This is a genomic window from Limimaricola pyoseonensis (genome assembly GCF_900102015.1).
GTDB lineage: Bacteria > Pseudomonadota > Alphaproteobacteria > Rhodobacterales > Rhodobacteraceae > Limimaricola > Limimaricola pyoseonensis.
In genome coordinates, this window is record NZ_FNAT01000003.1 from 253293 (window position 1) to 279461 (window position 26169).

The window sequence follows — 26169 nt, forward strand, 5'->3', positions numbered from 1 at the left end:
GGCGCGCCGGTCTCCACCCCCGGCGCCCACCGGGAAAGACCGACGGGCCGCTGGCCCGTTTTTTTGTGCTTGGAGGACCCCATGTCCGACCTCATCGCCAAGGCATCAATCGACCGCCGCATCCGCGAGATCGTCGAACCCGTGATCGCCGGGCTCGGGTTCGAGCTGGTGCGCGTGCGGCTGATGTCCGGCAAGTCCACCACCCTGCAGCTGATGGCCCAGAAGCCCGACGGCACGATCGAGGTCGACGAGTGCGGCCAGATCTCGACCGCGGTCTCGGCCGTGCTCGATGTCGAGGACCCGATCCTAGACGCCTACACGCTCGAGGTCTCCTCGCCCGGCATCGACCGGCCGCTGACCCGGCTCAAGGATTTCGAGCAGTGGCAGGGCTACGTCGCCAAGATCGAGACCGAGGAGCTGATCGACGGCCGCCGCCGCTTCAAGGGCGTGCTGCAGGGCGTCGAGGACGGCGAGGTGCTGATCGAGATCGAGGAGGCCGGAGAGACGGTCACCATCGGTCTGCAATACGACTGGCTGTCGGACGCCAAGCTGGTGCTGACCGACGATCTGATCCGCGAGGTGCTGCGCAGCCGCAAGGATGCCGGCCAGATCGACGAAAGCCAATTCGACCAGGTAGAAACCATCATGGATGGGGATGAGGAGAACGACTGATGGCCATCACTTCCGCCAACCAGCTTGAGCTGCTGCAGACCGCCGAGGCGGTGGCGCGCGAGAAGATGATCGATCCGGGCCTCGTGGTCGAGGCGATGGAGGAATCGCTCGCGCGCGCCGCCAAGTCCCGCTACGGCGCCGAGATGGACATCCGCGTCGCGATCGACCGCAAGACCGGGCGCGCGACCTTCACCCGCGTGCGCACCGTGGTCGAGGACGAGGCGCTGGAGAACTACCAGGCCGAGTTCACCGTCGCGCAGGCCCGCCAGTACATGGACGACCCCAAGGTGGGCGACGTCTACGAGGAGGAGGTGCCGCCGGTCGAGCTGGGCCGCATCGCCGCGCAGTCGGCCAAGCAGGTGATCCTGCAGAAGGTCCGCGAGGCCGAGCGCGACCGCCAGTACGAAGAGTTCAAGGATCGCGCCGGCACGATCATCAACGCCACCGTCAAGCGCGAGGAATACGGCAACATCGTCGTCGAGCTTCCCGGCGCCGGCGAGGCGGTGCTGCGCCGCAACGAGAAGATCGGCCGCGAGGCCTACCGCCCCGGCGACCGCATCCGCTGCTACGTCAAGGACGTGCGCCGCGAGGTGCGCGGCCCGCAGATCTTCCTCAGCCGCACCGCGCCCGAGTTCATGGCCGAGCTGTTCCGCATGGAAGTGCCCGAGATCTACGAGGGCATCATCGAGATCCGCGCCGTGGCCCGCGACCCCGGCAGCCGCGCCAAGATCGCGGTGATCAGCCATGACGGCTCGATCGACCCGGTCGGCGCCTGCGTCGGCATGCGCGGCAGCCGCGTCCAGGCCGTGGTGGGCGAGCTGCAGGGCGAGAAGATCGACATCATCCCGTGGAACGAGGACATGCCGACCTTCCTCGTCAACGCGCTGCAGCCGGCCGAGGTCTCGAAGGTGGTGTTCGACGAGGACGCCGAGCGGATCGAGGTCGTGGTGCCCGAGGAGCAGCTGTCGCTCGCCATCGGCCGGCGCGGCCAGAACGTGCGCCTGGCGAGCCAGCTCACCGGGCTCGACATCGACATCATGACCGAGGAGCAGGAATCGAAGCGCCGCCAGGCCGAGTTCGAGACCCGCACCAAGCTGTTCATGGACACGCTCGATCTCGACGAGTTCTTCGCGCAGCTTCTGGTCGCCGAGGGGTTCACAAATCTCGATGAGGTCGCATATGTCGACCAGGACGAGCTTCTGGTGATCGACGGGGTGGACGAGGACACCGCCGCCGAGCTTCAGGCGCGCGCCCGCGACTACATCGACGCCCAGAACAAGGCCGCGCTCGAGCGCGCCCGCGAACTGGGGGCCGAGGACAGCCTGATCTCCTTCCCGGGGCTCAGCCCGCAGATGGTCGAGGCGCTGGCCAAGGACGGCGTCAACTCGCTCGAGGACTTCGCCACCTGCGCCGACTGGGAGCTGGCCGGCGGCTGGACCGTGCAGAACGGCGAGCGCATCAAGGATGACGGCGTGCTCGAGCCCTTCGACGTCAGCCTCGAGGAGGCGCAGGAGCTGGTGATGACCGCGCGCGTGGCGCTGGGCTGGGTCGATCCCGACGAGCTGGCGGCCGAGGAGGCCGCTGCCGCCGAGGCCGCCGCGGCCGAGGCCGAGGCGCAGGACGAGGCCTGAGCGCATGGGGCGGGGCGGAGCGAAGACGGAGCGGGCCGACGGCCCGGAGCGGCGCTGCATCGTCAGCGGTGAGGTCCAGCCCAAGCCCGGGCTGATCCGCTTCGTGGTCGGCCCCGACGGCCAGGTGGTGCCCGACATCCTGGGCAAGCTGCCGGGCCGCGGCCTGTGGGTGACCGCCGATCGCGGCGTGATCGCGCAGGCCAAGCGCGGGCAGTTCGCCCGCGCCGCCAAGGCGCCGGTGACGGTGCGCGAGGATCTGGCCGACGAGGTGGAGCGCCAGCAGGCGCGCCGCGTGGTCGACCTGATCGCGCTGGCGCGCAAGGCGGGGCTGGCGGTGGCTGGCTTCGAAAAGGTGAAGGCGGCGCTCGCGGCGGGTCACGTTCGCGTGCTGCTGCAGGCCTCAGACGGGTCCGAGCGCGGCAAGACCAAGCTCTGGACCCCGACCGGGGCGCGATATTTCGGCTGCCTGACTTCTGCCGAATTGGGTTTGGCATTCGGTCGGCAAAGTGTGATACATGGCGCGCTCGCGACTGGCGGACTCAGCGACCGTGTTGTAGAGGAGGCCGCGAAACTACGCGGTCTACGAGAGAGCAACGGCGGCGATACGGCCTCCGGGAAGGATATGTAAATCTGATGAGCGATACCGACGGCAAGAAACCTCTTGGTCTGCGCGGGTCCCGTCCGGGGAACGTCAAGCAGAGCTTCAGCCACGGCCGGACCAAGAACGTCGTGGTCGAGACGAAACGCAAGCGCGTGGTGTCCAAGCCCGGCGCCGCGTCGGGCGCCGCGGCGGCCGGCTCGGTGAAGGGCGACCCCTCCAAGCGCCCGGCCGGGATCAGCGAGGCCGAGCTCGAGCGCCGGATGCGCGCGCTCGCCCTGGCCCGCGCCCGCGAGGCCGAGGAGGCCGAGAAGCGCGCCGCCGAGGAGGCCGCCCGCGCCGAGGAGCGCGAGCGTCGCCGCGCCGAGATCGAGGCCAAGGAACGCGAGGATCGCGAGCGCGAGGAAGCGCTGAAGGCCAAGGCCGAGGAAGAGGAGCGCAAGAAGCGCGAGGCCGCCGAGGCCGCGCGCCGCGCCGCCGAGCCCGCGGCCCCGGCCCAGCCCGCCGCGGCCCAGCCGGCCCAGCCCGCCGGCGGCGGCCCGCGCCCGGGCTCCGGCCCGCGCAAGCCCGCCGACCGCGACCGCGACGCCCGCGACAAGAAGGCCAAGCCCGGCAAGGGCGGCGACAACCGTCGCTCGGGCAAGCTGACGCTGAACCAGGCGCTTTCGGGCGATGGCGGGCGGCAGCGTTCGATGGCGCAGATGAAGCGCAAGCAGGAGCGCGCCCGCCAGAAGGCGATGGGCGGCCCCGTGCAGCGCGAGAAGGTGACGCGCGACGTGCAGCTGCCCGAGGTGATCACCGTGGGCGAGCTGGCGAACCGCATGGCCGAGCGCGTGGCCGACGTGGTCAAGTCGCTGATGAACAACGGCGTCATGGCGACCCAGAACCAGTCGATCGACGCCGACACCGCCGAGCTGATCATCGAGGAGTTCGGCCACCGCGTCGTCCGCGTCTCGGACGCCGATGTCGAGCAGGTGATCGAGCAGACCGAGGACAAGGCCTCGGACCTGCTGGACCGCGCGCCGATCATCACCGTGATGGGCCATGTCGACCACGGCAAGACCTCGCTGCTGGACGCGATCCGCAAGACCAAGGTGGTCTCCGGCGAGGCCGGCGGCATCACCCAGCACATCGGTGCCTACCAGGTCGACACCGAGAGCGGCACGCGTTTGACCTTCCTCGACACGCCCGGCCACGCGGCCTTCACCTCGATGCGCGCCCGCGGCGCGCAGGTGACGGACATCGTGGTGCTGGTGGTGGCCGCCGATGACGCGGTGATGCCGCAGACCATCGAGGCCATCAATCACGCCCGCGCCGCCAAGGTGCCGATGATCGTGGCGATCAACAAGGTCGACAAGCCCGATGCCGACCCCGACAAGGTGCGCACCACGCTGCTCCAGCACGAGGTGATCGTCGAGAAGATGTCGGGCGACGTGCAGGACGTCGAGGTCTCGGCCGTGACCGGCAAGGGTCTCGACGAGCTGCTCGAGGCGATCGCGCTGCAATCCGAGATCCTCGAGCTCAAGGCCAACCCGAACCGGTCGGCCCAGGGCGCGGTGATCGAGGCGCAGCTCGATGTCGGCCGCGGCCCGGTCGCGACCGTGCTGGTGCAGAACGGCACGCTGAAGCGCGGCGACATCTTCGTCGTCGGCGAGCAGTGGGGCAAGGTGCGCGCGCTGGTCAACGACAAGGGCGAGCGGGTCGAGGAAGCCGGCCCGTCGGTCCCGGTCGAGGTGCTGGGCCTCAACGGCACGCCCGAGGCGGGCGACGTGCTCAACGTCGTCGAGACCGAGTCGCAGGCCCGCGAGATCGCCGAGTACCGCGCCAACGCCGCCAAGGAGAAGCGCGCCGCCGCCGGTGCCGCCACCACGCTCGAGCAGATGATGGCCAAGGCCAAGGCCGACGAGAACGTGTCGGAGCTGCCGATCCTGGTGAAGGCCGACGTGCAGGGCTCGGCCGAGGCGATCGTCCAGGCGATGGAGAAGATCGGCAACGACGAGGTGCGGGTGCGCGTGCTGCATTCCGGCGTCGGCGCCATCACCGAGAGCGACATCGGCCTCGCGGAAGCGAGCGGTGCCCCGGTCTTCGGCTTCAACGTCCGGGCCAACGCGCCGGCGCGCCAGGCCGCGAACCAGAAGGGCGTCGAGATCCGCTACTACAGCGTGATCTACGACCTCGTGGACGACGTGAAGGCGGCGGCCTCGGGCCTGCTGTCGAACGAGATCCGCGAGCGCTTCATCGGCTATGCGAAGATCAAGGAGGTCTTCAAGGTCTCCAATGTCGGCAAGGTCGCCGGCTGCCTCGTCACCGAGGGCGTCGCCCGCCGCTCGGCCGGCGTGCGCCTGCTGCGCGACGACGTGGTGATCCACGAAGGCACGCTGAAGACGCTCAAGCGCTTCAAGGACGAAGTGTCCGAGGTGCAGTCGGGTCAGGAATGCGGCATGGCCTTCGAGAACTACGAGGACATCCGTCCGAACGACGTGATCGAGATCTTCGAACGGGAGTCGGTCGAGCGCACGCTCTGACCCGAAACCGCGAGAGACTGTGCATGGGGGCGGCCTTCGGGCCGCCCTTCTGCGTTTCAGAGGCCAGGCCCGGCCGGTTTCATGGCCGCGCGCGGGGGCGGACGTGGTAGACTGCGCCGGCGCGACGCCTCCCGAGTCGAGGCGCGGGAGACGCCTGCAGCGAAACATCCCGACATGTTTCCCAGGAGGCGATCATGAAACCGATTGGACCGTTCATCGCGGCCGCCCTGCTTGCCCTGCCGGGCGGCGCCGCGGCCGAGAAATTCGATGCCGAGGTGATGACCCATGCCGCGACAGGCAACGTCGCCGTGGTCGAGGGCGCCAAGGCGCAGCTGGTCTCGACCGCGGAGGGGATCGCGGGCGAGTTCAGCACGCAAGGGCTCAAGCCCGGCCATGTCTACACGATGTGGGTGGCGATCTTGAACCAGCCCGAGAACTGCGAGATGGTCTCGGCCGATCACTGCACCGCCGGCGATGTGGTGGGCCGCGCCGACATCGTGGATTCGGACGTGACCTATGGCGACGGCGCGATCGCCGGGGCCGACGGCAGCGCGACCTTCCGCACCTTCGTCCCGGCCGGGGCGCTCGAGGGGTCGTGGATGGGCAACGCGCTGAAGGACCCGATGGGGGCGGAGGTCCACTTCGCCCTGCACGACCACGGCCCGATGATCGAAGGCCAGCTGCCCGAGATGCTGACCACCGCGCGCGCGGGCTGCACCGACGAGAGCCTGCCCGCCGGCTGGCCCGACAGCGCCCGCGCCAACGGCGCGACCGGGCCCAATGCCTGCCAGATGGCGCAGTTCTCGATCTTCAAGCAGAAGTAGCGACCAAGGGGGGGGCGGCCGCGGCCGCCCCTTCGCGCGCGCCCTGGCCTTGACGCCGGCGCGCGGGGCTGGAAGCTCGGGCCATGAAACGGGTGATGATCATCGGCCAGCCGGGGGCGGGCAAGTCGTGGCTGGCGCGGCGGATGGGCGAGATCACCCACCTGCCGGTCGTGCATGTCGACCACGTCCACTGGGCGCCGGGCTGGGTCGAGCGGTCGCGCGCCGAGAAGACCGCGCTCTGCGCCGAGATCCACGCCCGGCCCGAATGGATCTTCGAGGGCAACCATTCCGCCAGCTTCGAGGAGCGGCTCGCGCGGGCCGACACGGTGATCTGGCTCGACCTGCCGGTGGGGCTGCGGCTGCGGCGGCTGGCCTGGCGCAGCCTGCGCGACTGGGGCCGCCATCGCCCAGACATGGCGCCGGGCTGCCGCGAGCGGCCGAGCCCGGAGTTCCTGCGCTGGGTCTGGGCGACGCGGGCCACGATGCGCGCGAAGCTGCGCTGGTTCTACAAGCAGGTGCCGCACGACAAGGACCGCTACCACCTGCGCAGCCGGGCCGAGGTCGCGGCGTTCCTCGACGGGCTGCGCACCGCCGTCGCGGTCGGCAATCTCGGCATCCCGCATCGCTGAGGGCGCGGGCCTCAGCCCTCGGGGTGGTTCGGGTCCACCCAGCGCACCTCCTCGACCCGTTCCGCCGGCTCGATCTCGAGATTGACGACCACGGGCTCCTGGTCGCTGCGCACCAGGACGCATTGCAGCGGCTCGTCCGCAAGCGCGTTGATCTCCTGGTGCGGCACGTAGGGCGGCACGAAGATGAAGTCGCCGGGCTCGGCCTCGGCGGTGAATTCGAGCCGCTCGCCCCAGCGCATCCGGGCCCGCCCGCTCACCACGTAGATGACGCTCTCGAGATGGCCGTGATGATGCGCGCCGGTCTTGGCGCCCGGCTGCACGTCCACCGTGCCGGCCCAGAGCTTCTGCGCCCCGGCCTTGGCCAGGTTGATTGCCGCGGCGCGGGTCATGCCCGGCGTCTGCGGGGTGTTGAAGTCCATCTCGGAGGATCTGACGATGCGCACCCCGTCGTGGCGCCAGTCCCGCTTCGCCGTGGCTTCGGTCATGGCATGCTCCCCCTGCCGCACCTGACATGGGGGCATTCTAGCAGATCGCCGCCCCGCGCCACAGCGCGGGCCGCGCGGTGCGAGATGCGGCACCGGCACAAAAAAAGGGACGGCCGCGGCCGTCCCCCTCGCGTGGGAACTGGTAAAAGCGACTACGCGGAAGGGGTCACGCGGCTTGCGGTGCGGCGTTGGCGGGGCGGCCTTCGTAGAGACGCTCGCCGACGCGGATGCGCAGATGGCCATTCGACAGTTGCTTGACGAGGAGGCCCTGCACCGAGATGCAGCTTCCGATCACGATGGTACGCAGCATGTTGAACTCCAGCGTTTTGCTTCGCAGCCTTCATACTAGGCGAGCTTCGTGCACAAAACATGCTGCCTGACATTTTTTTGACGTCTTATGGAACCCTACGTAACGTAAAGGGCACAGTGCCCTCAGAGCCAGTCGCGCAGAACGGGTATCAGCGGCAGATCGGCCGGCGGCATGGGGTAGTCGCGCAGCCGGTTCGGGAAGACCCACTTGAGTTCCTGGTCCTCGCGGCCATGCGGCACGCCCTGCCAGCGGCGGCAGGCGAAGAGCGGCATCAGCAGGTGGAAGCTGTCGTAGCTGTGGCTGGCGAAGGTCAGCGGCGCGAGGCAGCTTTGCTGCGTGTCGATGCCGAGCTCCTCGTGCAGCTCGCGGATCAGCGCCGCCTCGGGCGTCTCGCCCGGCTCGACCTTGCCGCCGGGAAACTCCCACAGCCCGGCCATCGACTTGCCCTCGGGGCGCTGCGCCAGCAGCACCCGCCCGTCGGCGTCGATCAGGGCGACGGCGGAGACGAGGACCGTCTTCACGAGCGGTAGTCGGCGTTGATGTCGATGTAGCGATGCGTCAGATCGCAGGTCCAGGCCACCGCCTCGCCGGCGCCGAGCCCGAGATCGATGCCGATCACCAGCTCCTGCCCCTTCATGTAGGCTGCGGCCTTCTCCTCGCTGTAGGCGGGGCTGACCCAGCCCTTCTCGGCCACGAGGATCTCGCCGAAGCGGATCGAGAGCCGGTCGCGGTCGGCCTCGGCGCCGGACTTGCCCACCGCCATCACCACGCGGCCCCAGTTCGGGTCCTCGCCGGCGATCGCGGTCTTGACCAGAGGCGAGTTCGCGGTGGCCATGGCGACCTTGCGGGCGTCGTCGTTCGAGGCGGCGCCGCTGACCCGGATCTCTACGAACTTGGTCGCGCCCTCGCCGTCGCGCACCACCTGATGCGCGAGGTCGAGCATGACGCGCTCGAGCGCCTCGGCGAAGCCGGCATGGCCGTCAACGCTGACGCCGGAGGCGCCGGTCGCGCCCATCAGCAGCGTGTCCGAGGTCGAGGTGTCGCTGTCGACGGTGATGCAGTTGAAGGTGCGGTCGGTGATCTCGCGCAGCAGCTCCTGCAGGGCAGGGCGGGCGATCTTCGCATCGGTGAAGATGTAGACCAGCATCGTCGCCATGTCGGGCGCGATCATGCCCGAGCCCTTGGCGATGCCGGCGATCTTCACCGGTTTGCCGTCGATCTCGACCGTCTCGGCCGCACCCTTGGGGAAGGTGTCGGTGGTCATGATCGCGCGCGCCGCCTCCTCGATCCCCGAGGGCGAGAGCGCGGCGTTCAGATCGGCGATCTTCGCGGTGATGCGGTCATGCGGCAGCGGCTCGCCGATCACGCCGGTGGAGGAGGTGAAGACGCGCGCCTCCTCGATGCCGGTCTCGCGCGCCACGGCGGCGCAGATCTCGGAGACCGAGATCTCGCCCGCCGCACCGGTGAAGGCGTTGGAGTTGCCCGAGTTCACGAGGAAGGCGGCACGGCCCGCCGCCGTGCCGCCGATCTTGGCCTCGCAGTCGCGCACCGGGGCCGAGCGGGTGGCCGAGCGGGTGAACACCCCCGCGACCACGCTGTCCTCGGCCAGCTCGGCGAGCATGACGTCGGTCCGGTTCTTGTAGCGCACCCCGGCCGCGAGGGCCGAGAAACGCAGCCCCGCGATCTCGGGCAGGGCGGGGAAGCTTGCGGGCGCCAGCGGCGAGACCGGACCGGCCATGGATCAGTTCTCTTCGAGCAGGTCGAGGTTGTTCAGAAGCGCCGGGTCGAAGGCGCCTTCCTCGGGACGGGTGATCTCGGCCGCGCCCTCGAGCTCGGCCAGGGTCGCCTCGACCTTCTGCTGCTGGATCTGGCTCGCGAGCTGGTCGCGCACGTCCTCGAGCGCCGGCGGCTCCTGGGTGCGGGTGTCGTCGAGACGGATCACGTGGAAGCCGAACTGGGTCTCGACCGGGGTCTCGGTGGTCTCGCCGGCCTCGAGGCCCGCGACCGCCTCCTGGAACGGCGCGACCATCATGCCGTCGGCGAACCAGCCGAGGCTGCCGCCCTGCGCGCCAGAGCCGGGATCGGTCGAGACCTCCTTGGCGACCTCGGCGAAGTCCTCGCCGGCGTCGAGCCGCTCGAGCACGGCCTGCGCCTCTTCCTCGGTCTCCACGAGGATGTGGCTGGCGTTGTATTCCTGAGTCGGCTCGGCCGCGGCGAAGTTCTCGTCATAGGCGGCCTGCAGCTCCTCGTCGGAGACCTCCGCCTCCATCAGGGCGTTCACCGCCTCGCCCGCGAGCAGCGAGCGGCGCTGGTTCTCGAGCGCGTATTCGACCCGGCCTGGCGTGCCCTCGACGGTGTCGGCCAGCACCTGCTGCTGGATCAGCTGGTCGAGGATGCCCTGGAACAGCACGTCCGGCGGCAGCTGCTGGTATTGCTGCGGCAGCTGGCTGCGGGTGATGATCATCTCGCCCAGCGTGATCTCGGTGCCGTCCACGGTGGCGACGACGTCCGAAGCCTGCTGCGCGGCGGCAGTGGTGGCGAGGCCGGCCATCAGGGCGGCGGCGGGCAGCGTGCGGAGCATGTGGTTTCCTTCCCTCGGCCGCGCCGGGAGTGCCTCCGGGGCGCGACGTTGACACTGGGTCTCCCGCCCCTTACATCGCCGGATGGGCTGGCAAAGGGCGGCACTTGCGCCCTATCTATGCCCCACGAGCGGGGGCGACAAGCGACCTCCTTGCAGATCAAAGAACGACGGCAGGAGACATTCGCCAATGCTGGGTATCGGATCGCTGGCCAAGAAGGTCTTCGGCACGCCGAACGACCGCAAGATCAAGTCCACGCGACCGCTGGTCGAGAAGATCAACGCACTCGAGGCCGAGTTCCAGAAGCTCGACGATGACGGTCTCAAGGCCAAGACCGCCGAGTTCAAGGACCGCCTCGAGAAGGGCGAGAGCCTCGACCACCTGCTGCCAGAGGCCTTCGCCAACTGCCGCGAGGCGGCGCGCCGCGCGCTCGGCCTGCGCGCCTTCGACGTGCAGCTGATGGGCGGCATCTTCCTGCACCAGGGCAACATCGCCGAGATGAAGACCGGCGAGGGCAAGACGCTGGTCGCGACCTTCCCGGCCTATCTCAACGCGCTGACCGGCAAGGGCGTGCATGTCGTCACCGTCAACGACTACCTCGCCAAGCGCGACGCCGAGTGGATGAGCAAGGTCTACGGCGCGCTGGGGCTTTCCACCGGCGTGGTCTACCCGCAGCAGCCCGAGGCGGAGAAGAAGGAGGCCTACGCGGCCGACATCACCTACGCCACCAACAACGAGCTGGGCTTCGACTACCTTCGCGACAACATGAAGTCGGACCTCGCGCAGATGAACCAGCGCGGCCATCACTTCGCGATCGTCGACGAGGTCGACAGCATTCTGATCGACGAGGCGCGCACGCCGCTGATCATCTCGGGCCCCTCCCAGGACCGTTCCGAGCTCTACCGCCAGATCGACCGGATCATCCCCGAGCTGACCGAGGCGCATTACACGATCGACGAGAAGTCGCGCTCGGTGACCTATACCGACGAGGGCAACGAGTTCCTCGAGACGCGGCTGCAGGCCGCCGGCATCCTGCCCGAGGAGCAGACGCTCTACGACCCCGAGAGCACCACCGTGGTGCACCACGTCAATCAGGGCCTGCGCGCGCACAAGCTGTTTCAGCGCGACAAGGACTACATCGTGCGCGACGGGCAGGCGGTGCTGATCGACGAGTTCACCGGCCGGATGATGCAGGGCCGCCGCCTGTCGGACGGCCTGCACCAGGCGATCGAGGCCAAGGAGAACCTCGACATCCAGCCCGAGAACGTGACGCTCGCCTCCGTCACCTTCCAGAACTACTTCCGCCTCTACGACAAGCTGGCCGGCATGACCGGCACCGCGCTGACCGAGGCCGACGAGTTCTTCGAGATCTACCGCCTCGGCGTGGTCGAGGTGCCGACCAACCGCCCGGTGCAGCGCGCCGACGAGGACGACCAGGTGTTCCGCACCGCGCGCGAGAAGTTCGACGGCGTGGTCAAGTCGATCCGCGAGGCGCATGAGAAGGGCCAGCCGATCCTGGTGGGCACCACCTCGATCGAGAAGTCCGAGTTCCTGAGCCAGCTGCTGCAGAAGGAGGGCATCGCGCACAACGTGCTCAACGCCCGCCAGCACGAGCAGGAGGCGCAGATCGTCGCCGATGCCGGCAAGCTCGGCGCCGTGACCATCGCCACCAACATGGCCGGCCGCGGCACCGACATCCAGCTTGGCGGCAATGTCGAGCTGAAGGTGCTCGAGGCGCTGGCCGCCGACCCCGAGGCGCATCCCGACGAGATCCGCGCCAGGATCGAGGCCGAGCACGCCGACGAGAAGAAGGCGGTGCTCGCGGCGGGCGGCCTCTTCGTGCTGGCCACCGAGCGGCACGAGAGCCGGCGCATCGACAACCAGCTGCGCGGCCGCTCGGGCCGGCAGGGCGACCCGGGCCGGTCGTCCTTCTTCCTGAGCCTCGAAGACGACCTGATGCGGATCTTCGGCTCGGAGCGGCTGGAGAAGGTGCTCTCGACGCTGGGCATGAAGGAAGGCGAGGCGATCGTGCACCCTTGGGTGAACAAGTCGCTCGAGCGCGCCCAGGCCAAGGTCGAGGGCCGCAACTTCGACATCCGCAAGCAGCTGCTCAAATACGACGACGTGATGAACGAGCAGCGCAAGGTGATCTTCTCGCAGCGCCGCGAGATCATGGAGGCCGAGGATCTCACCGAGATCGTCGACGACATGCGCCACCAGGTGATCGACGACCTCGTCGCCCAGCACATCCCCGAGCGCGCCTATCCCGACCAGTGGGACAGCGAGGGGCTCTATGCCCGCGCGATCCAGGTGCTCGGCGTCGACGTGCCGGTGATGAAATGGGCCGAGGAGGAGGGCGTCGATGACGGCGACATCCGGGCGCGGCTCGAGGAGGCCTCCGACAAGCTGATGGCCGAGAAGGCCGAGACCTTCGGCCCCGAGACCATGAAGAGCATCGAGAAGCAGGTGATCCTGCAGACGATCGACTCGAAATGGCGCGAGCACCTCCTGATGCTCGAGCATCTGCGCTCTGTGGTCGGCTTCCGCGGCTACGCGCAGCGCGACCCGCTCAACGAGTACAAGACCGAGGCCTTCCAGCTGTTCGAGGGCCTGCTCGACGGGCTCAGGGCCGAGGTGACGGAGAAGCTGGCGCAGATCCGGCCGATCTCCAAGGAAGAGCAGCAGGCGATGCTGCAGCGCGCGATGCAGGCCCAGCAGGCCCGCCAGCAGCAGCAGCCCTCCGGCGCGGCCGCGGCGGCCGGCGGCGGTGCGGCCGCCGCCGGGGCCAGCGCGGCGCCGCGGCGCGAGGCGCCCGAGCTGGCGGCCGCCGGCGCCGGCGTCGGAACCCTGCCGCAGGCCGGGCCGAAGCCGGGCTTCGACGAGGCCGACCCGTCGAGCTGGGGCAACCCGTCGCGCAACGAGCCCTGCCCCTGCGGCTCGGGCCAGAAGTTCAAGCACTGTCACGGCAAGCTCTGAGCATTGTTTCGCGACCGGGCGCGTTTGCCGCATTCGTGCCCGGATGACTCCCCCTCGGGGCCGGGTTCCGGTCCCGATCGCGCCCTCTCCCCGCCCTAGCGTCGAAGGCGACCCGACTCGGGAGAGGAGATCATCATGGCTGTCCCCCGGTTCCTGATCACCGCCGCGCTCTGCGCCGGCAGTGCCTTCGCGATCGGCTACCTGATGGAAAACGGCATCTCGCGCGCCAGCGCCACGCCGGTCGAGCCGCCGATGGTCGAGGTGCGCACGCCCGGCCTGCCGGCGCACATGGTGGCGGCGCCGCAGCGGCCCAGCGCGCTCGACCGGCCGGCCCTGGCCCGCAGCCCGGCGCGGCTCGCCGCGCTCGGCACCGGGCTGGTCGGGGTGGAGCGGCCGCGCATCCCGGTGGGCGATGCCTGCGCGCCGCGCCTTCTGGCCGAGCCGCGCCCCGAGGCGATGATCTCCGTGGCGCTGAGCGCGCCCTGCATGCCCGACAGCCGGGTCACGCTGCACCACATGGGGCTGACCGTGACCCTGATGACCGACACCGACGGCCGGGCCGCGACGGTCCTGCCGGCGCTGGCCGAGCGCGCGGTGGTGATCGCCGAGCCGGGCCCCGGCATGTCCGTCACCGCCATGGCGATGGTGCCCGAGGCCAACCTGTGGCACCGCGTGGCGCTGCAATGGCAGGGCGGCGAGGGGATCGGTCTGCACGCGCTCGAATTCGGGGCGGGCTACGGCGAGGCGGGCCATGTCAGCGCCGCGGCGCCCGACGGCGCGCAGGGCGGCGGCCGGCTGATGCGGCTGGGCGCGCCCGAGGCGCCGATGGCGCGGCTGGCCGAGGTCTACAGCCTGCCGGCCTCGGCCACCGGCGAGATCGACCTCAGCGTCGAGATCAAGGTCACAGCGGCCAATTGCGGCCGGGCGCTGGCGGCCGAGGTGATCCAGGTCGGGCCGGGCGGCGATCTCGGCGCCACCGACCTCGATGTCACGCTGCCCGGCTGCGAGGCCGTGGGCGAGCTTCTGGTCTTGCAAAGCATGGCTTCGGACCTGATGCTCGCGGCGAGATGACGAGCCGACGACCTGCCCTGCTGAAATCCCTCATGACATGCGCGGCCCTCTGGGCCGCGCTTTGCGTCGCGGGCCCCGCCCATGCCCAGCCCGACACCGAGGTGGTGCTGACCGCGCGCGACGGCGCGCTGCGGGTCGAGGGCAGCCTGCTCGGCTTCGACGGCACCTTCCTGCGGGTCGCGACCGAACATGGCGAGGTGACGCTGCCGCTGGCCAAGGTGAACTGCGAAGGCGCGGCCTGCCCGGACCCGGCGAGCTTCGTGCCGATGCTGCGGCTCTCGGGCACGGCGCGGCTGGGCGAGACGGTGCTGCCGGCGCTGGTCGAGGGCTATGCCCGCGCCCATGAGCTGGTGCCCGAGCGGCGCGAGGGGCCCGACGGCCGGGCGCTCTACACGCTTGCCGGCACCGATGGCGCGCCGCTCTTGCGCTTCGCCTTCCGGCTGACCTCGAGCGAGGACGGCTTCGCCGATCTCCTGGCCAACGAGGCCGACATCGCCATGACCGAGCGGCCGCTCGACGAAGACGAGCTGGCGATGGCGCGCGATGCCGGGCTCGGCCGGCTCGACGCGCCGGGGCGGTTGCAGCTGGTGGCGCTCGACGCGCTGGTGCCGGTGGTGGCGCCGGGGCGCGGGATCGAGGCGCTGTCGCTGCCGCAGCTGTCGCGGCTGTTTGCCGGCGAGATCGCGGACTGGTCGGAGCTGGGCGCCGGCGCGGGGCCGGTGCGGCTGCATCTGGGGCCCGCCGGCAGCGGCCAGATGCAGGGCTTCGAGGCGATGGTGCTGGGGCGGTTCGACCGGGCCCTCGCGGAAGAGGTGACGCGCCATGCCGACGAGGCGGCGCTGGCCGCGGCGGTGGCGGCCGATCCGGACGCGATCGGCATGCTGCCCTTCGGCCGGGTCGGCAACGCCCAGCCGCTGGCGCTGACCGGGCCGTGCGGGCTGCGCAGCACGGCCCGGCCCGAGACGGTGACCACGGGCGACTACCCGCTGACCCTGCCGCTGGCGCTTTACCTGCCGATGCGGCGCTTCGCCCCCGCGGTCGACGCCTTCCTCGAATGGATCCCGACCGCCGAGGCGCAGCTGGTGCTGCGCCGGGCCGGCGTGGCGGGGCTGGCGCCGCTGCCGATCCCGATCGCGCGGCAGGGCGACCGCATCGCCGGGGCGGTGATCGCGGCGGGCGACGACACCGACCTGCGCGACCTGCAGCGCATGCTGCGGGTGCTGAAGGGGCGCGAGCGGCTGTCGCCCACCTTCCGCTTCGAGACCGGCTCGGCCGCGCTCGACGCGGTGTCGCGTAGCCACGTGGTGCAGCTGGCGCAGGCGATCCGCGACGGCAGCCATGCCGGGCAGGTGCTGCTGCTGGCCGGGTTCAGCGACGGGTTGGGCGGGCCGGACGCCAACCACGACCTGGCGCTGGAGCGGGCCGAGGCGGTGCGCGCGGCGGTGCTGTCGCTGTTGGGCGGGCGCCTGCCGGAGGGCAACCTGCTCGAGGTCGCGGCCTTCGGCGAGGCGCTGCCGGTGGGCTGCGACGACACCGAGCCGGGCCGCGAGATCAACCGCCGGGTCGAGCTCTGGGCCGGGCCGGCGCCGGTGCCGCCGCGCTGAGGCGGCAGGGCTAGAGCAGCCCCTCGGCGCGGAAGCTGGTCTCGCGCGACTTTCCGATCACCAGGTGGTCGTGCAGCGTCAGCCCCAGCGCGCGGGCGGCCAGCTCGATCTGGCCGGTCATGCGGATGTCGGCCTCCGACGGGGTCGGGTCGCCGGAGGGATGGTTGTGCACGAGGATCAGCGCCGAGGCGTTCAGCTCGAGCGCGCGCTTGACCACCTCGCGCGGGTAGACCGGCACGTGGTCGACCGTGCCGCGTGCCTGCGGCTCGTCGGCGATCAGCACGTTGCGGCGGTCGAGGAACAGGATGCGGAACTGCTCGGTGTCGCGATGCGCCATCACGGTGCGGCAGTAGTCGAGCACCTGCTCCCAGCCCGAGATCACCGGTCGCGAGATCACCCGCGCCCGCGCCATGCGATGCGCCACCGCCTCGATCACCTTCAGCTCGCAGATCACGGCGGGGCCGACGCCGGCGACCTCGTTCAGCCGCGGCGGCGGCGCGGCCAGCACGTGGTTGAGATCGCCGAAGACCTCGATCAGCCGCCGCGCCAACGGCTTGACGTCCTGGCGCGGGATGGCGCGGAACAGCGCCAGCTCCAGAAGCTCGTAATCGGGCATGGCGTCAGGGCCGCCGGCGAGGAAGCGTTCGCGCAGGCGGCGGCGGTGATCGGCCATGTAGGAAGGGACGCGCCCGGCCGGCAGCACCGGGATCTCGGCGATCTCGTCGGCGCCGAAGGGCAGGGGGCTTTCGTCGAATGAGGGCTCCATGCCCGCCAGTCTCGGGCGGGCATGGTTAGCAAAGGGTTAAGGGGCCTCTCAGCCCTTCATCGAATCCCAGAAGCCCTTCACGGCCGAGAAGAACCGCGAGCCGTGCGGGTTGTTGCGCTCCGACAGCTCCTCGAACTCCTGCAGCAGCTCGCGCTGGCGCGGCGTCAGGTTGACCGGGGTCTCGACCATCAGCTCGATGAACATGTCGCCGCGGGCGCCGCCCCTGAGCGCCGGCATGCCCTTGCCGCGCAGGCGCATCTGCCGGCCCGACTGGCTGCCTTCGGGGATCTTCACCCGCGCCTTGCCGCCATCGATGGTCGGCACCTCGATGTCGCCGCCCAGCGCCGCCGTCGCCATCGAGACCGGCACCTGGCATTGCAGGTCGGTGCCGTCGCGCCGGAACAGCTGGTGCTCGGCCACGTCGATGAAGATGTAGAGATCGCCCGCGGGCCCGCCCCTGAGGCCGGCCTCGCCCTCGCCGGCGAGCCGGATCCGGGTGCCGGTCTCGACGCCCGCCGGGATGTTGACCGAGAGCGACTTCTCCTTCTCGACCCGGCCCGCGCCCTGGCAGGCCCGGCACGGATCCTTGATGATCTGGCCCAGGCCGTTGCAGGTCGGGCAGGTGCGCTCGACGGTGAAGAAGCCCTGCTGGGCGCGGACCTTGCCCATGCCCGAGCAGGTCGGGCAGGTGGCAGGCTCGGAGCCGTCGGAGGCGCCCGAGCCCTGGCACTTGCCGCAGCTCACCGAGGTGGGCACGGTGACGGTCTTCTGCAGGCCGGCGAAGGCGTCCTCGAGATTGATGCGCAGGTTGTAACGCAGGTCGTTGCCGCGGGTGGCCCGGCTGCGGCCGCCGCCGCCGCCGCGCGCGCCCATGAAGTCGCCGAACAGATCGTCGAACACGTCCGAGAAGGCCGAGGCGAAGTCGCCCTGGCCGCGGAAGCCGCCCTGGCCGCCGCCGGGCCGCGCGCCCATGCCGCCCTCGAAGGCGGCGTGGCCGTAGCGGTCATAGGCGGCCTTCTTGTCGGCGTCCTTCAGGACGTCATAGGCCTCGTTGGCCTCCTTGAACTGCGCCTCGGCGTTCGGATTGTCCGAGTTGCGGTCGGGGTGCAGCTCCTTCGCCTTGCGGCGATAGGCCTTCTTGATCTCGTCGGCGGACGCGCCCTTCGAGACCCCGAGCGTTTCGTAGTAGTCGCGTTTTGCCATAGGATCGTCCTACCTTTCGGAACGGAAAGGAGCCGGCCCGGCATCCGGACCGGCCCCCTGGACCGGAAACCTCGCCGGGCCTCAGCGGCCCCGCTTGTCGTCGTCCAGATCCTCGAAGTCGGCGTCGACGATGCCGTCGTCATCGCCGTTCGACCCCTTGGCGTCGGCCTCGGGAGCCTCCTCCTCGCCGGCCTCGGCCTGGCTGGCCTTGTAGATCGCCTCGCCGAGCTTCATCGAAGCCTCGGTGACGTTCTGGATGCCCGAGCGGATCTTGTCGGGGTTGTCGCCCTCGAGCTCGTCCTTCAGCGCGGCCACGGCCAGCTCGATCGCCTCGACGGTCGAGGGATCGACCTTGTCGGAGTGCTCCTCGATCGACTTCTCGGTCGAGTGGATCAGGCTTTCGGCCTGGTTCTTGGCCTCGACCAGGTCGCGGCGCTTCTTGTCGGCCTCGGCGTTCTCCTCGGCCTCGTGCACCATCCGCTCGATGTCCTCGTCGGTCAGGCCGCCCGAGGCCTGGATGGTGATCTTCTGCTCCTTGCCGGTGCCCTTGTCCTTGGCCGAGACCGAGACGATGCCGTTGGCGTCGATGTCGAAGGTCACCTCGATCTGCGGCATGCCGCGCGGTGCCGGCGGGATGTTCTCGAGGTTGAACTGGCCGAGCATCTTGTTGTCGGAGGCCATCTCGCGCTCGCCCTGGAAGACCCGGATCGTCACCGCCGACTGGTTGTCCTCGGCGGTCGAGAAGATCTGGCTCTTCTTGGTCGGGATGGTGGTGTTGCGGTCGATCAGCCGGGTGAACACGCCGCCAAGCGTCTCGATGCCCAGCGACAGCGGGGTCACGTCCAGAAGCACCACGTCCTTGACGTCGCCCTGCAGCACGCCGGCCTGGATGGCCGCGCCCAGCGCCACCACCTCGTCGGGGTTGACGCCCTTGTGCGGCTCCTTGCCGAAGAACTTGGTCACTTCCTCGATCACCTTGGGCATGCGGGTCATGCCGCCGACGAGGACCACCTCGTCGATCTCGGAGGTCGAGACGCCGGCATCCTTGAGCGCCGCCTGGCAGGGCTTCATCGAGGCCTTGATCAGGTCGCCCACGAGGCTTTCCAGCTTGGCGCGGGTCAGCTTCATCACGAGGTGCAGCGGCGTGCCGGTCTTGCCGTCCATCGAGATGAAGGGCTGGTTGATCTCGGTCTGGGTCGAGCTCGACAGCTCGATCTTCGCCTTCTCGGCCGCTTCCTTCAGGCGCTGCAGCGCCATCTTGTCCTGGGTGAGGTCGGCGCCATGCTCCTTTTTGAACTCCTCGGCGAGGTAGTTCACGATGCGCATGTCGAAGTCCTCGCCGCCGAGGAAGGTGTCGCCGTTGGTCGACTTCACCTCGAACAGGCCGTCATCGATCTCGAGGATGGTGACGTCGAAGGTGCCGCCGCCGAGGTCGTAGACGGCGATGGTCTTGCTGTCCTTCTTGTCGAGGCCGTAGGCCAGCGCCGCGGCGGTCGGCTCGTTGATGATGCGCAGCACCTCGAGGCCGGCGATCTTGCCGGCGTCCTTGGTGGCCTGGCGCTGCGCGTCGTTGAAGTAGGCGGGCACGGTGATGACGGCCTGCGTCACCTCCTCGCCGAGATAGGACTCGGCGGTCTCCTTCATCTTCTGCAGCGTGAAGGCCGAGATCTGGCTGGGCGAGTACTTCTCGCCCTTCACCTCGACCCAGGCGTCGCCGTTGCCGCCATCGACGATCTGGTAGGGCACCAGCTTGCGGTCCTTCTCGACCGCGGCGTCGGACATGCGGCGGCCGATCAGGCGCTTGACGGCATGGATGGTGTTGTTGGGGTTGGTGACGGCCTGGCGCTTGGCCGGCTGGCCCACGAGGCGCTCGTCATCGGTGAAGGCGACGATCGACGGGGTGGTGCGGGCGCCTTCCGAGTTCTCGATCACGCGGGGCTGCGAGCCGTCCATGATCGCGACGCAGGAATTGGTGGTCCCGAGGTCGATGCCGATTACTTTAGCCATGTGTTCAAAACCCTCTAGCTTAGGCGGTTTTTCGGTGCGGACCCGTTGAGGCATCCGCCCCTGACAGGAGGTGGGCGACGCGGCCCGAAAGCCCGCCGCGGATCACTGGGCTATATAGGGAGGGCGATTTCGGGCTGCAACTGGCAGAGGTAGGGCGCAAGTGCCATTTTGCCGCCCGGACGGAACCGGACGGAGGGGCGATGGCGCCGGAGATCGATCTGAGGGGGGTGCGGGTGCTGCCGGGCCATCTGGATGCGGATGCGCAGGTCCGGATGCTGGCGGATCTGCGCGCGGTGGCGCGCGCCGCGCCCTTCGTGCGGCCGGTGACCCGGCGCGGGCCGATGAGCGTGCGCACCACATCGGCCGGGCGGCTGGGCTGGGTCACGGACCGGCGCGGCTACCGCTACGAGGCCCGCCACCCCGAGACCGGCGCCCCCTGGCCGCCGATCCCCGAGAGCGTGCTGGCGGTCTGGCGCGCGGTGTCGGGGGTGGAGGTCGATCCCGACAGCTGCCTCGTCAACCTCTACCGCGAGGGCGCGAAGATGGGGATGCACCAGGACCGCGACGAAGGCGATTTCGGATACCCGGTGGTGTCGATCTCCTTGGGCGACGAGGCGCTGTTCCGGGTCGGCTCGGTCGAGCGCGGCGGCAGGACGGCCTCGATCTGGCTGCGCTCGGGCGACGTGGCGGTGATGGGCGGGGCGGCGCGGCTGGTGCATCACGGCATCGACCGGGTGCGCGAGGGCTCCTCGACGCTGCTCGAGGGCGGCGGCCGGATCAACGTCACGCTCAGGGTGGTGCGGTAGTAAAACTCTTCGAAGAGTTCTGGCAAATTCCTTCGAAGGAATTCGGTCTACTCGGCCAGCGTGCAGCAGCCCGACCAGAGCTCGGTGCCGGCCCCCGCCCGTACCAAGAGCGCCTGCCAGCCGTAGCGGCGCGACGACATGCCGTCCGAGCAGCTTTCATTGGCCAGCGTCAGCACCCATGTCGCGCCCTCCGCCGCAACCGACCCGGCGAAGCGGCCGCGATGCGACAGGCTGCCCGCAAGCTCCGGCGCCGGGGCCGCGAAGACCGTGCCCTCGGGCGTGTCCATGCGCCAGTCCTCGCCGGTCTCCAGCCGCCAGAACGGCTCGGTGCCGAAGCAGGCCGAGACGGGCGGCACCGCGCCGTGCCATTGGCCGGGGCGGCGTTCGAGAAAGGCCAGCGCCGCCCAGCCGCTGCCTTCGCCGGCGTTGACCCGGCCCCAGCCGCCGTCGCGCGACATCTCCAGCACCTCGACCCCGCGCGCGTCGGGCGCCAGCGTGCCGATCACCGCGTGCCCGGTGCCCGGCCCCGAGCGGATGTTGAGCATGTCGTCCGCCGCCACCCCCGCCACGTCGTAAAGCGCGGGCCAAGCGTCCACAGTGGCGAAGGCCGGCGCGGCCCAGAGCGCCAAGAGCAGCGCCAGCCGCCTCACCGCCCCGCGCCCCAGCTGATCGAGGCGTGGCGGCGGGTGTAGGCCTCGGCGATCATGCCGATCACCAGAAGCCCGAGCCCGACCCAGAGCGGGTAGGTCGCGGAGGTGAAATGCGGGTTGTAGTTGAGGAAGACCTCGCCGCGCGCCTGGTCGATGGCGTGGAACAGCGGGTTCCAGTCGAACAGCACGAGGATGTGGCCGGGCAGGGTGTTGGCGACGAACATCTTGCCGCTGGCGATCATGTTCAGCCGCGAATAGATCGAGCTGCCGATCTGCGCGGCGTCGGGCGCCCAGGGCTTGAGCGCGGCGAAGATCATGCCGACGCCCACCCCCGAGAACCACGCCAGCAGGAACATCGCCATGGCGCCGATGGGGTCGTCGATCACCACCGGCGTCACCAGCACGTGGTAGAAGAACAGCACCACCAGCAGCGACAGCAGCTGCAGGTAGAGCGCGCCCAGCGCCGCCGCCGTGATCGTCACGGCGGTGTTGAGCGGCGCGTGCTTCATCATCGGCGAGGCCGGCCCGTCGGCCTTGACCACCGCCGCGACGGCGCGGGTGTGGGTCAGGAACAGGAAGATCCCCGACATCAGGTAGAGCAGGAAATCGCCGCGGATCGCGGCGCCGCGGGCGCCGATCAGGGTGAACATCGCGTAGAAGGCGGCGACGAAGATCAGGCTCTGGGCGATGGCGATGGCCAGGCCGGCGAGCGGGTTGCGGTGGCTCTTGCGGATCTCGCGCACCGTGGCGTGGTAGATCAGCTCCAGCAGCCGCAGCAGGCGCCGCGCCGGGTTGTCGCTGCCTTGCGGCCGGTGAAACATGCCTCGCTCCTGCCCCCGCGGGCCCGCGCCGCGGGGCCCGCCTTGCCGAGGAGCGGCTTGCCGATCCCCCGGGGGACCAGCATAAGACTCGCGTCCCCGCCGATCAATCGGCAGGGCGGGACGCGGTGAACGGGAAGGGTGCGACATGGATTACGGCAGGCTGGAACGGGTGATGCGCGAGCTCGCCCTCGCGGCGGGCGAGAAGATCATGGAGATCTATGACGGCCCCGATTTCGAGGTGCGCGCCAAGGACGACCAGAGCCCGGTGACTGCCGCCGACGAGGCCGCCGACGCGCTGATCTCGGCCGGGCTGCGCGACGCCTTCCCCGACCTGCCGCTGGTCACCGAGGAGCAGGCCGAAAGCCACGCGCAGGACGTCTCTACCTTCCTGATCGTCGACCCGCTCGACGGCACCAAGGAGTTCGTGAAGCGCCGCGGCGACTTCACCGTCAACATCGCCCTGGTCGAGGACGGCCGCCCGACCCGCGGCGTGGTCTACGCCCCGGCCAAGGGCCGGCTGTTCTACACCGATGCCGAGGGCGTCTCGGTCGAGGAGACCGGCGATCTGGCGGCCGAGACCCGCGGCGAGACCCGGCCGATCCGCGTCGCCGCGCCCGAGGCGGCGCTGCGCGTGGTCGCCTCGAAGAGCCACCGCGACGCCGCCACCGACGCCTATATCGGCAAGTACGAGGTGGCCGACATGAAGAGCGCGGGCTCCTCGCTGAAGTTCTGCCTCGTGGCGACCGGCGAGGCCGATCTCTACCCGCGGCTCGGCCGCACCATGGAATGGGACACCGCCGCCGGCCACGCGGTGCTGTCGGGCGCGGGCGGCGAGGTGGTGCGCTTCGACGACCACGAGCCGCTGGGCTACGGCAAGCCGGGCTTCGAGAACCCCTTCTTCATCGCCTACGCGCCCGGCGTGACGCTGGAGACCGCCTGATGCCGGTGCTGATCGTCATCCCGGCGCGCTACGCCTCGAGCCGCTACCCCGGCAAGCCGCTGGTCGAGCTGACCGGCGCCACCGGCGAGAAGCGCAGCCTGATCCGCCGCAGCTGGGAGGCGGCGCGGCAGGTCTCGGGCGCGCCCCGCGTCGTGGTCGCGACCGATGACGACCGCATCCGCGAGCACGCCGAAGCCTTCGGCGCCGAGGTGGTGATGACCTCCGAGAGCTGCCGCAACGGCACCGAACGCTGCGCCGAGGCCTATGACGCGCTGGGCGGCGGCTTCGACGTCGTGGTCAACCTGCAGGGCGACGCGCCGCTGACGCCGCCCTGGTTCGTCGAGCGGCTGGTCGAGGAGTTGGTCGCGCACGAGACGGCCGAGGTGGCGACGCCGGTGCTGCGCGCCGACGGCGCGGCGCTGAAGGGCTTTCGCGAGGACCGCCGCGCCGGCCGGGTCGGCGGCACCACCGCCACCTTCGGCGCCGACGGCACCGCGCTCTACTTCTCCAAGGAAGTGATCCCCTATACCGGCCGCGACGACTATGCCGAGGACGAGGCCACGCCGGTGTTCCACCATGTCGGCGCCTATGCCTACCGGCCCTCGGCGCTGGGCGCCTATGCGCGCTGGCCGCAGGGGCCCCTGGAGACGCTCGAGGGGCTCGAGCAGCTCAGGTTCCTCGAGCGGCGGGTGCCGGTGCTCTGCGTCGAGGTCGAGGCGCGCGGCCGCCAGTTCTGGGAGCTGAACAACCCCGAGGACGTGCCGCGCATCGAGGCGATGCTGGCCAAGATGCAGGTGGCGTGAGCCCGGCCCGGGTCAGCGTCGTCGTCGTCAGCCGCGGCCGGCCCGCGGCGCTGCGGCTGTGCCTGATGGCGCTGTCGCAGCAGCGCCACCCCGCCTACGAGGTGATCGTCGTCGCCGACCCCGAGGGGCTGGCGGCGGTGTCGCACTGGCATGGCCGGATCCGCATGGTGGCCTGCGACGAGCCCAATATCGGTCTGGCCCGCAATCTCGGCATCGCCGCGGCGGCGGGCGGCATCGTCGCCTTCATCGACGACGACGCGCTGGCCGAGCCGAGCTGGCTCGAGCGGCTGGTGGCGCCGTTCGAGGACCCGGCGGTGGAGGCGGCGGGCGGCTTCGTGCGCGGGCCCTCGGGCTGGGCCTACCAGTGGCGCGCCCGCGCCGCCTTTGCCGACGCCACCACCCGCGACCTGCCGCTGGAGGACGAGACGCCGGTGGTGCTGCGCGGCCGGCTCGGGCGCGGGGTGAAGACCGAGGGCACCAACATGGCGGTGCGGCGCGAGCGGCTCGCCGCGATGGGCGGCTTCGACCCGGCCTACCGCTACTATCTCGACGAGACCGATCTCAACATGCGGCTGGCGGCGCTGGGCGCCTGCACCGCGATCGTGCCCTTGGCGCAGGTGCATCACGGCTACCTGCCCAGCCCGCGCCGCCGCGCCGACCGGGTGCCGCGCGACCTGTCGGACATCGGCGCCAGCCTCGCGGTGTTCCTGCGCCGCCACGCCGCGCGGATCGACGGCAACGCCCGGATCGAGGCCGAGCGGCTGGCGCAGCGCGAGCGGCTGCTGCACCACCTGCACTGGGGCCGGATCGCGCCGGGCGACGTGGGGCGCCTGCTGGAAAGCTTCGATGCCGGAGTCTCGGCCGGGCGCACCCGGCCTCTGGGCCGGCTGGCGCCGATCGACGACGCGCCGCCGGCCTTCCTGCCGATGCATGACGAGCCGCCCGAGGGGCCGCATCTGTGGCTTTCGGCCTGGCCGTGGGAGGCGCGGGCGCGTCTCGGCGAGGCGGCGCCGCTGGTGGCGGCGGGGCATGTGGTGACGCTGTGCGTGCTGTGGCCGGATGCGCGGCGGCACCGGCTGCGGCTTGATCCCAGCGGCGTCTGGATCCAGAGCGGCGGGCTGTTCGGGCCGGCCTGGCCCGACGATCCGCGGGTCGGGCCCTGGCGCTTCGCGGCGCGCAGCGCGGCCGAGGCGGAACGCTGCGCTACGCTGCGCGGTGCCGTGGCGTGAAGCGTTTGGCGCAGCGCAACCTGCATGGTAGTTTCGCGTTGCATGTATCAGTGATTGCCCGTCCTGTGACGGGTAAAGTTTCCAGGCGTTTCCATCGAAACGCGCAGCCGCTCCAGCGGCGGCCCATTCAGAGGATCAAGTTATGACCAAGCGCGTGACCAAGGCGGTATTTCCCGTGGCGGGCCTCGGAACCCGGTTCCTGCCGGCGACCAAGTCGGTGCCGAAGGAAATCATGACCTTGGTCGACCGCCCGTTGATCCAGTACGCGATCGACGAGGCCCGCGCCGCCGGGATCGAGGAGTTCATCTTCGTCACCGCGCGCGGCAAGTCGGCGCTCGAGGATTATTTCGATCACGCGCCCGAGCTCGAATCGCGGCTCGAGGAGGACGGCAAGGACAAGCTGCTCGAGACGCTGAAATCGACCTACATGCCCTCGGGCGCGATCGCCTATATCCGCCAGCACCAGGCGCTGGGCCTCGGTCACGCGGTCTGGTGCGCGCGCAACCTGATCGGCAACGAGCCCTTCGCGGTGATTCTGCCCGACGACGTGATCGCCGCCGAGACGCCCTGCCTCAAGCAGATGGTCGATGCGCATCAGGAGACCGGCGGCTGCATGGTCGCCGCGATGGAGGTGCCGCGCGAGCGCACCAAGTCCTACGGCGTGCTCGACGTCGAATCGAGCGAGGGCAACGCCATGAAGGTGCGCGCGATGGTCGAGAAGCCGCAGCCCGATGAGGCGCCCTCGAACCTCGCCGTGATCGGCCGCTACATCCTGTCGCCCGAGGTGATGGGCCATCTCGATTCGGTCGAGAAGGGCGCGGGCGGCGAGATCCAGCTCACCGACGCGATCGCCCGCGAGATCGAGAGCCCGCGCGGCGTCTACGGCTACCGCTTCGCCGGCGAACGCTACGATTGCGGCTCGAAGGCGGGCTTTTTGCAGGCGACCGTGGCCTTCGGCCTCGCGCGCGAGGAGCTGCGCGAGGAGTTCGGCCAGTATCTCCACGAGATGATGGCGCTGCGCAACGCCGCGCAGTGACCGC

General features: G+C 70.3%; 24 protein-coding genes. 14 read left to right on the plus strand and 10 right to left on the minus strand.

Annotation, left to right across the window (positions count from 1 at the left end; genetic code table 11):
- The first annotated feature begins 81 nt into the window (after positions 1–81).
- The 6 genes from rimP (at position 82) to BLT43_RS08810 (ending at position 6879) form a co-directional block, all read left to right on the plus strand.
- Positions 82–672, plus strand: coding sequence for a ribosome maturation factor RimP (rimP, locus tag BLT43_RS08785; RefSeq protein ID WP_090112000.1), 591 nt, complete (start codon positions 82–84; stop codon positions 670–672).
- Positions 672–2303 (plus strand): transcription termination factor NusA, encoded by a 1632-nt coding sequence (nusA, locus tag BLT43_RS08790; protein ID WP_090112002.1) that lies wholly within the window; start codon positions 672–674, stop codon positions 2301–2303. The genes rimP and nusA overlap by 1 nt, the downstream gene beginning before the upstream one ends.
- A 4-nt stretch (positions 2304–2307) precedes the next feature.
- Positions 2308–2931, plus strand: coding sequence for an RNA-binding protein (locus tag BLT43_RS08795; protein ID WP_090112004.1), 624 nt, complete (start codon positions 2308–2310; stop codon positions 2929–2931).
- Between the two features lie 5 nt (positions 2932–2936).
- On the plus strand, positions 2937–5426 hold the full coding sequence (gene infB / locus BLT43_RS08800; RefSeq protein WP_090112007.1) for a translation initiation factor IF-2: 2490 nt from the start codon (positions 2937–2939) through the stop codon (positions 5424–5426).
- Positions 5427–5620: 194 nt separating this feature from the next.
- Positions 5621–6250 (plus strand): hypothetical protein, encoded by a 630-nt coding sequence (locus BLT43_RS08805; protein ID WP_090112009.1) that lies wholly within the window; start codon positions 5621–5623, stop codon positions 6248–6250.
- An 83-nt stretch (positions 6251–6333) separates the two neighbouring features.
- Positions 6334–6879 (plus strand): P-loop NTPase family protein, encoded by a 546-nt coding sequence (locus BLT43_RS08810; RefSeq protein WP_090112011.1) that lies wholly within the window; start codon positions 6334–6336, stop codon positions 6877–6879.
- A gap of 11 nt (positions 6880–6890) precedes the next feature.
- Here the strand turns inward: BLT43_RS08810 and BLT43_RS08815 are convergent, their stop codons facing one another.
- The 5 genes from BLT43_RS08815 to BLT43_RS08835 all read right to left on the minus strand — a co-directional run bounded on the left by BLT43_RS08815 (position 6891) and on the right by BLT43_RS08835 (position 10255).
- Positions 6891–7364: a cupin domain-containing protein gene (locus tag BLT43_RS08815; RefSeq protein WP_090112013.1), complete on the minus strand. Its 474-nt coding sequence runs from the start codon at positions 7362–7364 to the stop codon at positions 6891–6893.
- A gap of 166 nt (positions 7365–7530) precedes the next feature.
- A complete protein-coding gene (locus BLT43_RS19115) occupies positions 7531–7674 on the minus strand; it encodes a hypothetical protein (protein WP_090112015.1) in 144 nt (47 codons plus the stop codon).
- Positions 7675–7796: 122 nt separating this feature from the next.
- Positions 7797–8195, minus strand: a complete 399-nt coding sequence (gene mutT, locus BLT43_RS08825; RefSeq protein ID WP_090112017.1) for an 8-oxo-dGTP diphosphatase MutT — start codon at positions 8193–8195, stop codon at positions 7797–7799.
- On the minus strand, positions 8192–9412 hold the full coding sequence (gene argJ, locus BLT43_RS08830) for a bifunctional glutamate N-acetyltransferase/amino-acid acetyltransferase ArgJ (protein WP_090112019.1): 1221 nt from the start codon (positions 9410–9412) through the stop codon (positions 8192–8194). The genes mutT and argJ overlap by 4 nt, the downstream gene beginning before the upstream one ends.
- A gap of 3 nt (positions 9413–9415) precedes the next feature.
- Positions 9416–10255, minus strand: coding sequence for a peptidylprolyl isomerase (locus tag BLT43_RS08835; RefSeq protein WP_090112021.1), 840 nt, complete (start codon positions 10253–10255; stop codon positions 9416–9418).
- 187 nt (positions 10256–10442) lie between these two features.
- On the opposite strand from BLT43_RS08835, the gene secA reads away from it, so the two are divergent.
- The 3 genes from secA (at position 10443) to BLT43_RS08850 (ending at position 15904) form a co-directional block, all read left to right on the plus strand.
- Positions 10443–13229, plus strand: coding sequence for a preprotein translocase subunit SecA (secA, locus tag BLT43_RS08840; RefSeq protein WP_090112023.1), 2787 nt, complete (start codon positions 10443–10445; stop codon positions 13227–13229).
- Between the two features lie 135 nt (positions 13230–13364).
- On the plus strand, positions 13365–14300 hold the full coding sequence (locus tag BLT43_RS08845) for a hypothetical protein (RefSeq protein ID WP_090112025.1): 936 nt from the start codon (positions 13365–13367) through the stop codon (positions 14298–14300).
- Positions 14301–14332: 32 nt separating this feature from the next.
- Positions 14333–15904: a phosphate ABC transporter substrate-binding/OmpA family protein gene (locus BLT43_RS08850; protein ID WP_242652253.1), complete on the plus strand. Its 1572-nt coding sequence runs from the start codon at positions 14333–14335 to the stop codon at positions 15902–15904.
- A 10-nt stretch (positions 15905–15914) separates the two neighbouring features.
- Here the strand turns inward: BLT43_RS08850 and radC are convergent, their stop codons facing one another.
- The 3 genes from radC to dnaK all read right to left on the minus strand — a co-directional run bounded on the left by radC (position 15915) and on the right by dnaK (position 19880).
- Positions 15915–16670, minus strand: coding sequence for a RadC family protein (gene radC, locus BLT43_RS08855; RefSeq protein WP_090112027.1), 756 nt, complete (start codon positions 16668–16670; stop codon positions 15915–15917).
- Between the two features lie 48 nt (positions 16671–16718).
- Positions 16719–17873 carry a molecular chaperone DnaJ gene (dnaJ, locus tag BLT43_RS08860; RefSeq protein ID WP_090112029.1) on the minus strand — a complete coding sequence of 385 codons (1155 nt, stop codon included), beginning with the start codon at positions 17871–17873 and terminating at the stop codon, positions 16719–16721.
- 81 nt (positions 17874–17954) lie between these two features.
- Positions 17955–19880, minus strand: coding sequence for a molecular chaperone DnaK (gene dnaK, locus BLT43_RS08865; protein WP_090112031.1), 1926 nt, complete (start codon positions 19878–19880; stop codon positions 17955–17957).
- A gap of 200 nt (positions 19881–20080) precedes the next feature.
- Here dnaK and BLT43_RS08870 point away from each other — a divergent pair, with 200 nt between their 5' ends.
- Entirely contained in the window at positions 20081–20686 is a 606-nt protein-coding gene (locus BLT43_RS08870) for an alpha-ketoglutarate-dependent dioxygenase AlkB family protein (RefSeq protein ID WP_090112033.1), read from the plus strand.
- A gap of 47 nt (positions 20687–20733) precedes the next feature.
- On the opposite strand, the gene BLT43_RS08875 is transcribed toward BLT43_RS08870, so the two are convergent.
- Both BLT43_RS08875 and BLT43_RS08880 read right to left on the minus strand, forming a co-directional pair.
- Complete coding sequence (locus BLT43_RS08875; protein WP_090112035.1) at positions 20734–21336, minus strand: SH3 domain-containing protein; 603 nt, start codon at positions 21334–21336, stop codon at positions 20734–20736.
- Positions 21333–22157: an ABC transporter permease gene (locus tag BLT43_RS08880; RefSeq protein ID WP_090112037.1), complete on the minus strand. Its 825-nt coding sequence runs from the start codon at positions 22155–22157 to the stop codon at positions 21333–21335. The genes BLT43_RS08875 and BLT43_RS08880 overlap by 4 nt, the downstream gene beginning before the upstream one ends.
- Before the next feature lie 145 nt (positions 22158–22302).
- Here BLT43_RS08880 and cysQ point away from each other — a divergent pair, with 145 nt between their 5' ends.
- The 4 genes from cysQ (at position 22303) to galU (ending at position 26165) form a co-directional block, all read left to right on the plus strand.
- Positions 22303–23097 (plus strand): 3'(2'),5'-bisphosphate nucleotidase CysQ, encoded by a 795-nt coding sequence (gene cysQ / locus BLT43_RS08885; protein ID WP_090112039.1) that lies wholly within the window; start codon positions 22303–22305, stop codon positions 23095–23097.
- Entirely contained in the window at positions 23097–23900 is an 804-nt protein-coding gene (locus BLT43_RS08890) for a 3-deoxy-manno-octulosonate cytidylyltransferase (RefSeq protein ID WP_090112041.1), read from the plus strand. The genes cysQ and BLT43_RS08890 overlap by 1 nt, the downstream gene beginning before the upstream one ends.
- Positions 23897–25129: a glycosyltransferase family 2 protein gene (locus tag BLT43_RS08895; protein ID WP_242652254.1), complete on the plus strand. Its 1233-nt coding sequence runs from the start codon at positions 23897–23899 to the stop codon at positions 25127–25129. Before BLT43_RS08890 ends, BLT43_RS08895 begins: the two co-directional genes overlap by 4 nt.
- A 142-nt stretch (positions 25130–25271) precedes the next feature.
- Complete coding sequence (gene galU / locus BLT43_RS08900; RefSeq protein WP_090112045.1) at positions 25272–26165, plus strand: UTP--glucose-1-phosphate uridylyltransferase GalU; 894 nt, start codon at positions 25272–25274, stop codon at positions 26163–26165.
- Positions 26166–26169: the final 4 nt, after the last annotated feature.